Raw genomic sequence first — 12,262 nt, 5'->3', positions numbered from 1 at the left:
GCCCAGACCGACTTCGCCCTGGGCGCCGGGGTGCTCCAGCACACCGCGAGCCTGATCGAGCAGTTCGTCGTCCCCGTCGAATACGACGACGAGCAGAGCTTCATCCGCATCGAGAAGATGCCCCGCGGGGTCGCGGCGGCGATCGTGCCGTGGAACATGCCGATCGTGCTGGCCATGATGAAGCTCGCCCCGGCGCTGGCCACCGGCAACACCCTGGTGCTCAAGCCCTCCCCGTTCGCCTCCGCCGCGCTCACCATCGCCATACAGCGGATGGCCGAGGTCCTTCCCACCGGAGTGATCAATGTCGTCCACGGCGACGGCGACGTCGGACAGGCGTTGACCACTCACCCGCTGGTACGCAAGATCGGCTTCACCGGCGGCACCGCGACCGCCAGCCAGGTGATGGCCGCGGCCGCAGGGTCGATCAAGAACATCACCCTGGAGCTGGGCGGCAACGACCCGGCGATCGTGCTTGACGACGCCGACCTCGAGGCGACCCTGGACCGGATGCTCACCGGCGTGTTCACCCGGTCGGGACAGATCTGCTTCGCCGTCAAGCGGATCTACGTGCCGCGGGCCCTGCACGATCGCTTCGTGGATGCCCTGATCACCCGGGTGGGCGACTATGTGGTCGGACACGGGCTGGACGAGGGTGTGAGTTTCGGGCCCCTGGCCACCCAGAACCAGTACGAGAAGGTGCGCGGATTCATCGAGACAGCCAAGGCCTCCGGCGCCGAAGTCGTGGAGCTGGGCCGCCTGGCCGAGGGCCTGGACGCGGCAGAGGGCTACTACGTGCTGCCGCACGTGGTGCGCGACGTGGAGCACGGTTCGGAGATCTGCGGCTGCGAGCAGTTCGGCACGATCATCCCGGTGATCGCCTACGACGACGAGGAGCAGGTGATCGCCTGGGCCAACGACAGCGAGTACGGACTCGGTTCCTCGATCTGGACCGCGGACCCTGAGCGTGGCCTGGCGATGGCCTCCCGCATCGAGGCCGGCAGCACATTCGTCAACACCCACTCCTTCGAGTCCCTGGACCTACGGATGCCCTTCGGCGGAATCAAGCAGTCCGGCATCGGCCGCGAGTTCGGCGAGGCCGGCATGGCCGAGTACGTCGAGGAGCACGCCATCCGCCTCCTCAAATAGCGAACAGGCCCCGATCCCTCACGCGGATCGGGGCTTCCGCACCACTCACCACCGCGACCGAACCGGGACACCGAGTTCCCCACAAAGCGGATAATCATGCCTAGTCCCCTCCGGATACAACAACGTCGTTGTCCCTACGAAGTGTTGGTGGCGACCGTGCAGAACTCTCACATCCATCTCCCACCCGTCGCAGGACGCGCAGGCTGGATCACCCGCCTGACGCCTAGTCCCACATGGGCGGGGGAAAGCGTCCTGTTCTCTGAGTCTGTTGCTCGGGCCGAGGCAGTGCTCGATATCACAGCCTGTCAGTGGGCGGCCGAGCTGGCGACGAGGAACGCCGATCACATCACTGACGCCCTCCCGGAGTTCGGGGGCGGCAAACGGGCTGTCGAAGTGCTGCGACTGGGGATCGAGTCTCTCATCGTCCGTGTGCTGTTCCGCCTGCGGGACATGGATCCGGAGATGATCATGACTGCGGAAGCGGCCGCCAGTATCCGTGAGATGGTCCGCCGAGGGATCTCCTACGAACGCATTCTTCGTGCCCTGCACATGACCCAGGCAGATCTCACTGATGCCCTCTACCGTGACTGTCGAAAGGTCGTCCCGTCGGTGCTCCTAGGTGAGCAGATGGCTTTCATCTCCGCGGAACTCTTCGGCTTCTTCGACCGGTTCGGCCACGAATTGGCCGAGACCTACCGAGAAGAGCGGGGGGCATGGGAACGCAGTGGAGACGTCACCCGCGCGGAGATCGCCCGCAATCTGCTCGAAGGCGACATGACGCCCGGTCAGATGGAGGAGAGGACGGGATACCGCATCGCCGAACGCCACCACGTGGCGCTGATCCTCGGCTCCACCGCCCCAATTGTCCATGACCGAGGCGAGGAACTCACCGGGCAAGCTCACATGATCTTGGGCTCTTTCGGATGTACGGCCCAGTTCATGGCCCCCGGGGGATTTGGTCGTCTGTGGGCCTGGGGCAGTGTCGCCGACTCTGCCGATCTGAGACTGACCCGTCCACCGGTCGGATCCGAAATCCTCCTGGTGGCCGGCAGCATCGGAGATGGTGTGCAGGGCTTCCGGTCCAGTCATGCCGAGGCGCTCGCGACCATGCGGCTCGCGACCCTGCGCGAACCCGTGATTTCGGACAGTCTCCTGTACTCCGAAGTCGAGGTCCCGGCCCTGATGAGCCAGGATCTCGATGCCCTCAGGCGTTTCGTGCATCGCCACCTCGGGGCACTGGCCGAGGACTCGGCCTACACTGCGGAACTACGGGTCAGCCTGCTGCAATACCTCAACACCGAACGCAGCCTTGTGCACACGGCCAAGCGCCTGCACGTGGCCCGGAACACGGTCACGTACCGTGTCCGACGGGCCGAAGCAATTTTGGGACGACCGATCGGAGCCGATCACCATGCACTGCACACGGCCTTGATCGTCAGCGATCTTCTGGGAGCCGTGATCCTCGAGCCCAACAAGAGCACGCGCTGAGGCCCGCTCACCGTCCTGCGACGATGCCCTCGAACGCCCACATCCGCTTCCCGGCTCACTACCTGCCCGACCCGGTTCCGGCCGAGGAAGGAACCTCGGCAACTATCAAGGGCGAGCAGTTCGACCACCGCCTTGGTGCGGGTCGACGAGGGAAGCGTCGGCCCGCACCTCTTTTTCATTGGCCAGCGATCCGTGCCGATAAGGGATCGGCGGATTCTGGCGGTCATCGCAACAGCAGTCGTTCCATCTCTTCGATGGGTGTGCGAAATTCTAGCCGTTTCCGGGGACGCTCATTGAGTTGCCGTGAGACCCACTCCAGGTCCGCTTTCGAGTGCACACTCAGGTCCGAACCTTTGGGGAAGTACTGACGAGGAATGCCGTTCGTATTCTCGTTGGTCCCGCGCTGCCAGGGTGCGTGTGGATCACAGAAGTAGATGTCGATCCCGGTGGCCGCGCTGACGCTCTTCCAGTCCCGCATCTCCGAACCCTGATCCCACGTCAAGGTCCGGCGCAGGCTCGTGGGCAGCGTCTCGAGCTGCTCGGTCAACGCGGGCGCGGTCTGCTCGGGCTTGTATCCGTCGGGCAGATGAACGAGCATGACGGTGCCGGTCGAACGTTCGACGAGTGTGCCGATCGGCTCAGATTCCGTTTGCCGACAATGAGATCACCCTCCCAACGACCCGGTACTGCACGGTCTTTCACGTCTTTGGGGCGGTCCGCGATGTTGGCCATGTCGGGGATCCGATTCTTGCGCTGGCCGGCCTTCCGACTGGGTCGGCGCAGCCCACGTCCGGTCCGCAACGATCGAGTGAGGGTGTGTTCGAGTCCGCCGCGGGAGGGTTGGTAGATGGTCTCGGTGCTCACCTGCATCTGTGGATCGTCGGGGAAATCGAGTCGGAGGCGGCCCGCGATCTGCTCGGGTGAATGGCGCTCGGTCAGGGATTTCTCGACCGTCTCGCGCAGCGACGGGTTGGTCGCGAGCTTGGACGGCTTGGGCCGCGAGGCCCGATGGTAGGCGGCTGCGTGAGCCGATCTGGCTCGGTACCGCCCGGACGGCTCACGATTGCGGGCGATCTCGCGTGAGATCGTCGACGGACTCCGGTTCAGGGCTTTCGCGATGTCACGAAGCGTGTGACCTGCGGCGATGCCGATGGCGATCTCTTCCCGTTCCGCGAACGTCAAACACCGGCCCTTGAGGTTGCGGCCACGCCGGGGACGCACCCCACCGCATGCCGCAAGCCACCGAGCACCCTGTTTGCGATACGAGCCGGCCGCCTCGGCCGCGCCCGTGATGAACTCACCCGCGGCCATCCCCGACCAGAACGTCTGAAAGATCTCCGGAACCATCCGATGAGAATATTTCGCCATGTGCAACACCCTTTGATCAGTGGTGTTGCGATCACCGCACGAACCCAAGGATCTGGTAACGGGCAGGCGGCCAGTATTCTCGCGAGTCACCCGGAATCACCGACACCAGCCTGACCGATCAGCCCTACCGGGCCACTTCAGGCACTCACGGTGTTCTCGTTGGTGCCGCGCTGCCACTGACTTCCAGGGTCGGCGCAGTAGATGCCTTCGTGCAAGGTGGTAAGCGAATCATGACGGGCCATATCGCTGCCCTGGTCCCAGCTCAGGGTGCGCCGCGCGATCGGCGGCAGGTCACCGAACTGTGGCGGCCAAGGCCGCTGCGAAGTCCTCACCCCTACGGCGATCGGGCACATGCACCAGGCGGACGAAACGGTGGCCCGGCAGACCAGCGTGCCGATTGCTGATAGCCCGTGGCGGCCGACGATGAGGCCGCCTTCGAAGTCGCCAATTCCGCTTGCGGGCTGATGCCTCGGCGGGGTGTTCGTCGATCATTCGGCAGTGTGCAGCGAACCGGGGACGGCGGCTACGGGCACTGCGACGTCGCACCCCTCGTCCCGTGCGCAGGTTCTTCGTCAATGTTCTTGATAAATCGCCGTTTCCGCCGTAGTGCAGGCCTTGATAGATCGTTTCGGGCGAAGATGCTGCGCCGGTGACGACGCGCCTGCTCCCGAGCTCGCGAGTGTCCCAGACCGGCGGCGTACTTCCCGTCGTCGCCGGCGCACATATTTCGACCAACTCCCGCGAGATCGTCGACGGCACCCGATTCAGGCGTCGACCGATCTCACGAACACCGCACCCCTGGGCACGCAGGTTGGCGATTCGCTCGCGCTCCAACAATGACAGGTAGTTTCCGGACTGGGAATCCTCAGGCAGCACCGTCCGGAGCAACCCACCTCGCTGGCCTCGCCTCAAATAGCCGGTGGTGTGCGCGATCCCCAGTCGTGGACAGGTTTCTCCGGTGCCGAATGCCCGAGGTGCGGGAGCATGAGGGCGTGCTGTGGAAGGCGCACACCGACTTCGCACTCGCCCCGGAGCACACATCGAGCCTGATAGCAGCTCCTCGAGCCGGTGCGTATCGACGACGAAGAATGCACCATCTGCATCGAGAAACAGCCGCGGGGCGTTGTCACGGCGATCCTCCCGTCGTCAATATGAGCGACAGACGGGTGGTCCGGGCTGCACGTCTCCAGGTGTGGGAAGCGACGAAGAGAATTCCGCGGTGCGGCCTGAGAGCGCGGCCGTCGCCTGCATCTTGGCCTTGGAACAATCACGTGGTGGATGCGCTTGCCGCTCACTACGACAAACTATCCCTGCGCATCCCTGCGGGGTCAGGCTCCCAGCGGCGGGTGACGGTGCCCGCCTTCCGATATCTCACACCGCATACAGTGCCCCGCGTCGCGAGACGCAGTCAGGGGCGATCAACGGTCTCCTACCAGGAGCAGTGTCGGACGCGGCGCCGCGAACCTCCTGACGTACCACTGCTCCAGCAGCCCGCATTTGCGCATAGGCTGCCTACTGGGGTCTTACGACTGTGCCACTCGGGTCGCGGAGGGCGAAGATGGTGACGGCTTCCTCGACCGCAGGAAATCGCGAATCAGGTGCCAGCCGACTGAGCACGGCACGCGCAGTCCGAGCGAGATGATTGGCGATCAGTTCTGCCGACACGTCCGGATCAGTACCTAGAACAGCTGACAGTATCTGCTCGTGTTCGCGGTCTGCTGTGGTGAAGGACTCGGGAAACCAACGTTGATAGAGCCGTACGTAGCGCTCGCTGCGCTCGGCATACGAGCGAACCGTCCGCGCCACAGGGTTCACTACCTTGGACATACACGCAGAGTGAAAGTCGCGGTGCGCTTGAGCCCAGGACTCCATGTCGCCGGATTCCCTGCACCAACGCATACGTGACAGTGCCGCATGTGCCGTCGCGTTATCGTTCTCATCCAGTCGTCCGGTGCTGATGCGCACTCCCAACGATTCTAACGCGATGCGCGCCCCGTACAGCTGATCCAGCCCTTCGGCATCGAACATCCGAACCTGAGCAGCGTAGTTTAGGTCGGCGTCGATTAACCCTTCTTCTTGAAGCATTCGGAACGCTTCGCGTATCGGCGCCCTGCTGATTCCAAACTGACGGGCCAACTCTGCTTGCTTGAGTCGGGTTCCGGGAGGCAACACGTTGTTGATGATCAGGTCGCGTATGTGCCTGTGCACCACGAGGCTCGTCTGCCGACGGTCGGTGAAGACCGGAGGAGGGATATCGCTTATCGCCATCGGATTCCTTGAACCGATGCCATTTGGTTCCTTCCTCGAGGTTGTCCACGTGCTATAGCTCCGAGAGCGGCGTAAGCCTACTTGTGTCAACAGTCAGCGGCGGCAGTCGCTCCTTCTTGGCGAGTTTCCTTCCGAGGACTGATTTGGTCAAGTCCCAGGGGGTGTCGTGCGAATTGTCGCGCTACAGGTGCAGGTGGGTTCGTCATGGAGTGTAAACAGAGGCGCGGCTTGGATAATCGACGCATCGAGCGTAGGACCACCAGACCCGATGGTACCGCGCCACCTCGTTCACCGGCGAGTCACGCCCGCCGGTGAACGAGGATGCAGGGGCGACGACCCTGAGACACGGAGCCGCGGTTACCAGGCGCTGGGGCCGGCCCGCACGAGGCGCGGTCGACCGCCGAACGCCGATGGGCCGTCTGACCAGCCAATACCTCATCGATGCACGCTTCACCGGCAAGGTCGTTGCCTCGACACCAATATGTATCGGCATCGCACTGTGGAGCAAGCCGATCCCGAGACAAGTCGCAGTCGTCCGCTCAAATCATCTTCCGGTGAGGCGGCAGGTGCTGGACCGCCCAGTCTCCCCATCATCAGGATTGCCCACAGCCCACCTACAGGCCTCATCGCTGCAGAACCTCTCTGCTCACTGGGAGCCCGCAGGCGTAGCGAAACCTGATCCCACATGATCGACATCATGAGTCGGGGTCGATGTGACTCTTGACATAGCCCGGAAGTGTCGACACTATGGAGTCATCGGGCGCTCACGTCGCACGGGCCACACTATCCACTCGGGACGCATGCCCGAATTAGATTGCAAAAGAACCCCTTTCGATAGAAATCAGCGACGGGTCCTACCCGTACCCGTGAAGGAGCTTCAATGAGTACAGTCGGCGAAGGAATTCTCGCGAGACTTTATAAAGAACTCGACGCTGTTGGTGACGGCACCGGACAAGGCGTGATGAATCTTCTCGCGCCCAACCTCCGCTGGGAAATCTCGACTCCGACCGGGACAAGGAGCGGGTGCCATGCTGCATTTGCCGAGTTCCTGGCCCAACGCATCGCTCAATATTCATCCGCATCCAGTCATGATCTTCTCCACGTATCGCGGATCGGCAATATTGAGACTGCAGTAGGCGTGCTGACCGCGCACGGGGGCTCATCCGGCGAATCATTCATTGTTGCAACGACTATCGATTCGAAGAACCTGGTCGAGCGGCTAATCGTGCATCGCAGCAACACAGTCAGTTTCGAACCACAACGCCGTAACGGCCCCCACGCCCCGATAGCGGCTTCGCGCTGATTACACGCGAGACCTCGGAAGGATGGTCCATGCGCATCAAAAAATACTCTGTGGCAGCGGTCGTCGCTGCAATATCGGTTTCTCTCGCTGCCTGCGGGGGAGCCTCGGGATCGAAATCCACTGTCGATCACATCAGCATGGCCGTACAAGCCGGGCCAGGCAATCAGGCAGCCTTCGACCAGGCCGCCGGTGCGTTCGAACGGGAAACGGGAATCAAGGTAGATGTCGAGTACATCGGTGGTGACTATCGGTCCGTCATTACCGCACGACTTCGCTCCGGGAATGCGCCAGATCTCCTGCATTTGGTTCCCGGAAGTTCGGTTCCCAACAGCGTCTTGCCCTTGGCTGAAGCAGGATTCCTGGCTCCGGCCACTGATCATCAATGGGTAGGCAAGATCGCTCCGGACGTACGAAACCTGGTGTCGAAAGACGGTCAGGTGTTTGCTTGGCCATCCAGCGTTCAGGTCTCCGCGCTCTATTTAAATACAAAGATCTTCGCTGAACAAGGAATAGAACCACCGCAGACTTTTGCCGACCTTCTCTCTGCCTGCACCCGGCTCGACGCCAATGGGTTGGTCCCGGTCAGTTGGATCGGAATGCCCGTCACACGCAACGGAAGCCAGGCCACAACCATATCCGTGGCAACCGGAGCAGCCGACATTTCAGTCGTTGATGCAATCGCATCAGGGGCACAGACATTCCAAGACAGCCCACAGTGGCGCGAAACGCTCAACATGATCGTCGCCATGCGAGATGCGAAGTGCATGGGTGCCGACGGCGCCGTCGCGGACGATCAGCAGGCGATTGCCGACCTCAGCTCGGGGCGGAGTGCCATGACTATCAGCAACAGTCAGCAGATGGGGTCCTTCTCGGTGACCGACCCAGAGCGCGCCGGCAAGTTCCTTGCCTACCCATTTCCCGGACAGGACCGGGAACGCTCGTCTGTACTGGTAACCCCTTATGACGCTCTGGCGGTCAACTCGAAATCATCGGACGAGGTGAAAGAATCGGCGTTCAAGTTCATCCAGTTCGTAGCCAGTCCACAGCAGCAGGGAGCGATCGCGGAGAAGATCGGAAACTTATCTCCGGATCAAGTCACAAATGCGCAACTGCCCGACGAGATGGATCCATTGCGCCCGCTCTTCGAGGTCGGCGACATCACAGTCAATCCAGTGATGCGGTGGAGCCAAGCCATGTATCCAGAATTCTCCGCCGGTGTGCAGGGGCTCGTCACCAATCAGAGCGCACCGTCCGACATCCTGGCCACGCTGGACCGAGCAGAAGGCAAATAGTCCGCCCGACTCACAACGCTTGGAGAACAACTTATGAAGTTCGGTCTCTACCTCAATCCCCAGACAGATGGACCCGGCACCGATCGCGCGATCCTCGAATCGGTCACTTCCGCCGCAATCATGGCGGACAGGGCTGGTTTCGACGCCATCTGGCTCACCGAACACCACTTCACGAACTACAACACCTATGGTGATCCCTTCGTCTTCGGCGCCAGCCTCGCCCCCCAATTGAAGCAGGCGTGGGTAGTGCTCACGGTCGCGACATTGGCGTTGCACAACCCGATCAGGTTCGCCGAGCAGGCCAACCTGCTGGACCAGTTGCTCAAGGGACGGTTCATTGCCGGTTACGGCGCCGGTGGCAGTGGACCTGAGTTTGCCGGCTTCGCCCGACCCGTCGACACCCGCCACGAGACGATGCATGAGGTGCTCGAGATCGCGGAGAGGGCTTGGGAGCTGGAGCAAGGTGAGCCAGGATTCGAATACCGCACCCCCTTCGAGGCGGGGTATGTCACCGGGCGAATCATGCCGTCGAGTCATCGCGCACCGCGGCCAATGCTCGGACGCGGCACACTCTCCGATGAAGGAATCATTGAGACCGCACGCGCCGGTCATGTCTTGTTCATGGGTAGACTCCGTGCAGAGCAGGCTGAAGAACAGTTGCGAACTTACGAGAACGCGCTCCGCGCTGCAAAGTTTCCGGAAGCCCATGTCGATCTGTGCCTCCGGCACTCAGGGCCGGTACGAATGCTTTTCGTTGCTGATAGCGACGACGAGGCCTACGAACTCGTGCAGGATGCGATTGACGGCTACCTAGAGCATATCCAGGCGGCGTCCCCTGCGGACCGTCGCGAACGTGAGGTTATCGGCAAGGCGCCGGTGTTCCGGGAGCGCGCAGACCTACTCGACCGCGCGATTATCTGGGGTGGACCGGACAAGGTCGCAGCCGAGCTCGAGAAGTTCCGTTCCGCTGGCTTGCAGCGATTCACCGCATGGTTCCACTGGGGCAGAATGAGTCCCGAGCGGGCCGAGCGATCCCTGAGCACGTTCATCGACAAGGTCCTTCCGCGCTTCGACGAACCCGCCGAGGACCATACGCTGGCACGAGCAGTGTCGTGAGTGCGGCGGACCACGTATCCAGCCCGTCTGGTGGACCTGTGTCCACCGACGCTCAGATGCGGAACAGTGCGAACTTCGAGAGATTTCAGCAAGAAGTCATTGTCTCCGGCGACTTCACGGTCTTCGACGAGTTGGTTGCTCCCGGCGCTGTCACACTCCGGAGCGCGAATTCGACCATGCAACGCCTTGTGCTCGCCGACTTCGTGGCTGACCAAACTCCGTTATCTCGTGAGGGCTTCGAACGCGCATGGTCACAGGTGATGAGCAGCCGGGCGAACCACCGGCGGACCATAGAAACTATCTGTGCCAGTGGAGATACCGTCGCAGCACGCTGGTCGATCGAGTGGATACAACAGGGGCAGTACCTGGGCCGGGCGTGCCGGCAGACGCTCGTCCGTACTGAAGAGGTCGGGTTCGTCCGGTTCGACAATGACGGCCGAATCATAGAGTGCTGGTTCATGTCCGATCCGATCGAGCTCTGGATGCAGCTGGGAATCGATGTGAACCTGTCCGCGTACGTGCAGGAGCAGCAACGGCCCACGCCCGAATTCGGAGGTAGTTCGAATGGCCGCTGAGCCTACTGTGATCGTCGTCGGTGGTGGATACTGTGGCGTAACCACCGCGCAGTATCTCGACACATTCGCAAACGTCACCCTTGTCGAAGAAAGGGACAGATTCGTTCACAACGTGGGCTTGTTGCGGGGCCTCGTCGACGCCGGATTCGCTGACGACTTGACCATGCCGTACACGAGCGCTCTGGCACGCGGTGAGGTTGTCCATGCGCGGGTAGTGCAGTTCGATGGTGAGGGGGTCGAACTGTCCGACGGGCGCATACTGTACGCAGACTTCGTCGTCCTCGCTACAGGATCTGGTTATCCGTTCCCTGCTAAACTAACTGGACCCCACATTTATTCGGAACTCGAGCGTCTCGCTGATGCCACCCGTGACCTCCGTTCCGCAAAGAACGTGCTCATCGTCGGAGCCGGACCTGTCGGAGTCGAGTTGGCTGGTGAGATCACTTCGGCGTGGCCAGGGAAATCCACAACCATAATCGACCGAGCAGACAAAATCGTTCCTGGCCCGTACTCCGACGCGTTCCGTGATTCACTGGCCTCCCAGTTGAGTGACCGCGATGTCCGGGTGTGCCTTGGCGTCGACCTCATCGGGCTTCCATTGACTCCTGCGGGTGTCCACGCCCCATCGAAAGTCGAGTCCACGTCCGGCGAACCGTTCGACTTCGACATCTGGTTTCGTTGCTTCGGCGGACGCCCGGACACGGACTATCTCGGAAGCACAATAGTTCAAGCAGTGCGAGACGACGGTCGGATCGACGTGGAACCGTCCTTACAGGTCGCCGGCTACTGCAACGTGTTTGCCGTCGGCGACGTGACTTCGGTCCCGGAGGCAAAACGCGCCGGAGTCGCTTCTGGACATGCCCGCGTCGTTGCCGCCAACATCCGTGCGATACATGACGGGGCGGTCCCTCGTGAGCGCTATGTGCCCGGCGCAGCTCGAATCGTGGTTCCCCTCGGACCGGACGGTGGAGCAGGCTTTGCGGCCGGTGTAGAAATCACCCAACGAGAAGTGCTCGAATCAAAGGGCAAGGATCTCAATGTCGCCCGGGTTCGTGGTCAACTGCTGGGGCGAACGAGCAATCGAGGAAGGCCATGACCGAGGTCAGTCTCACTGAAACCCAGAGATCGCAATCGAGATCGGAGTCAGTCGATCGGACGTTGGCTTTCACAGCGACAGCAAAGTCAGGTCCGGGTTGGCGAAGAGCATTCCCGAGCAGGCACAGCCGCCGCAAGCCCCGTCCGGTCCCATGGATAATCGCACTTCCCGCGCTTTTATTCTTGGTCGGCTTTCAGATCGCTCCTACCATTTCCGGCGGATACTACGCCTTCACCGATTGGAATGGGATCGGATCTGAGGCCAATTTCGTCGGTGTTGGGAACTTCGCAACCATCTTCACGGACCCCTTGACCTCACAGGCGCTCTACCGCACATTCCTCCTTGCTGCTGGTTTCGTCGTAGGTGTCAATATCCTCGGCCTCGTCCTCGCCGTTGTGCTTCGCGAGGAACTCAAGAGCCGGAACTTCCTGAAGTCATTGTTCTTTCTCCCCGCGGTGCTCAGCCCTGTAGTCGTGGCATTCGTCTGGAAGTACGTGTTGGATCGCGACGGCATCCTAAACAGCTTCCTTACCTCTATCGGCCTGGAATCGCAGACGCGTTCTTGGCTGGCCGATCCGGATTGGGCCTTGTGGATGGTGCTGGCAGTCAT

The 12,262-nt window shown here is 61.8% G+C and carries 10 protein-coding genes and 1 pseudogene; 8 read left to right on the top strand and 3 right to left on the bottom strand.

Annotated elements, in window-relative coordinates; genetic code table 11:
• A partial coding sequence (locus tag CA951_RS42580; RefSeq protein WP_087562536.1) for an aldehyde dehydrogenase family protein occupies nucleotides 1-1,146 on the top strand: 1,146 nt, incomplete at its 5' end.
• A 147-nt stretch (nucleotides 1,147-1,293) separates the two neighbouring features.
• Nucleotides 1,294-2,634, top strand: a complete 1,341-nt coding sequence (locus CA951_RS42575) for a CdaR family transcriptional regulator (RefSeq protein WP_179220541.1) — start codon at nucleotides 1,294-1,296, stop codon at nucleotides 2,632-2,634.
• 223 nt (nucleotides 2,635-2,857) lie between these two features.
• On the opposite strand, the pseudogene CA951_RS42570 reads toward CA951_RS42575, so the two are convergent.
• From CA951_RS42570 to CA951_RS42560, 3 genes and pseudogenes are all read right to left on the bottom strand, one after another.
• Nucleotides 2,858-3,981, bottom strand: a pseudogene (locus tag CA951_RS42570) (IS30 family transposase).
• Nucleotides 3,982-4,293: 312 nt separating this feature from the next.
• Nucleotides 4,294-5,043, bottom strand: coding sequence for a helix-turn-helix domain-containing protein (locus CA951_RS45345; RefSeq protein WP_373415117.1), 750 nt, complete (start codon nucleotides 5,041-5,043; stop codon nucleotides 4,294-4,296).
• A gap of 471 nt (nucleotides 5,044-5,514) precedes the next feature.
• Nucleotides 5,515-6,270: a GntR family transcriptional regulator gene (locus CA951_RS42560; protein WP_087562534.1), complete on the bottom strand. Its 756-nt coding sequence runs from the start codon at nucleotides 6,268-6,270 to the stop codon at nucleotides 5,515-5,517.
• Between the two features lie 880 nt (nucleotides 6,271-7,150).
• On the opposite strand from CA951_RS42560, the gene CA951_RS43240 reads away from it, so the two are divergent.
• The 6 genes from CA951_RS43240 to CA951_RS42535 form a co-directional block, all read left to right on the top strand.
• On the top strand, nucleotides 7,151-7,573 hold the full coding sequence (locus CA951_RS43240; protein ID WP_143543237.1) for a nuclear transport factor 2 family protein: 423 nt from the start codon (nucleotides 7,151-7,153) through the stop codon (nucleotides 7,571-7,573).
• Between the two features lie 29 nt (nucleotides 7,574-7,602).
• Nucleotides 7,603-8,865: an ABC transporter substrate-binding protein gene (locus tag CA951_RS42555; protein WP_087562533.1), complete on the top strand. Its 1,263-nt coding sequence runs from the start codon at nucleotides 7,603-7,605 to the stop codon at nucleotides 8,863-8,865.
• A 33-nt stretch (nucleotides 8,866-8,898) separates the two neighbouring features.
• Nucleotides 8,899-9,981 (top strand): LLM class flavin-dependent oxidoreductase, encoded by a 1,083-nt coding sequence (locus CA951_RS42550; protein WP_087562532.1) that lies wholly within the window; start codon nucleotides 8,899-8,901, stop codon nucleotides 9,979-9,981.
• 38 nt (nucleotides 9,982-10,019) lie between these two features.
• Nucleotides 10,020-10,556, top strand: coding sequence for an ester cyclase (locus tag CA951_RS42545; RefSeq protein WP_179220540.1), 537 nt, complete (start codon nucleotides 10,020-10,022; stop codon nucleotides 10,554-10,556).
• Entirely contained in the window at nucleotides 10,546-11,652 is a 1,107-nt protein-coding gene (locus CA951_RS42540) for an NAD(P)/FAD-dependent oxidoreductase (RefSeq protein WP_087562530.1), read from the top strand. Before CA951_RS42545 ends, CA951_RS42540 begins: the two co-directional genes overlap by 11 nt.
• Before the next feature lie 182 nt (nucleotides 11,653-11,834).
• Nucleotides 11,835-12,262, top strand: a 428-nt coding sequence (locus CA951_RS42535) for a carbohydrate ABC transporter permease (protein ID WP_143543236.1), incomplete at its 3' end; no start/stop codon positions are given.

This window comes from Rhodococcus sp. NCIMB 12038 (assembly GCF_002165735.1).
Classification (GTDB): domain Bacteria; phylum Actinomycetota; class Actinomycetes; order Mycobacteriales; family Mycobacteriaceae; genus Rhodococcus_F.
The sequence above is the reverse complement of the archived record's forward strand: the minus strand, read 5'-3'. Positions and strand labels throughout refer to the sequence as shown.

Coding starts and splice junctions, on each gene's coding strand:
- CA951_RS43240 (WP_143543237.1), top strand. CDS start 7,151: ATGAGTACAGTCGGCGAAGGAATTCTCGCGAGACTTTATAAAGAACTC.
- CA951_RS45345 (WP_373415117.1), bottom strand. CDS start 5,043: ATGTGTGCTCCGGGGCGAGTGCGAAGTCGGTGTGCGCCTTCCACAGCA.
- CA951_RS42555 (WP_087562533.1), top strand. CDS start 7,603: ATGCGCATCAAAAAATACTCTGTGGCAGCGGTCGTCGCTGCAATATCG.
- CA951_RS42550 (WP_087562532.1), top strand. CDS start 8,899: ATGAAGTTCGGTCTCTACCTCAATCCCCAGACAGATGGACCCGGCACC.
- CA951_RS42560 (WP_087562534.1), bottom strand. CDS start 6,270: ATGGCGATAAGCGATATCCCTCCTCCGGTCTTCACCGACCGTCGGCAG.
- CA951_RS42540 (WP_087562530.1), top strand. CDS start 10,546: ATGGCCGCTGAGCCTACTGTGATCGTCGTCGGTGGTGGATACTGTGGC.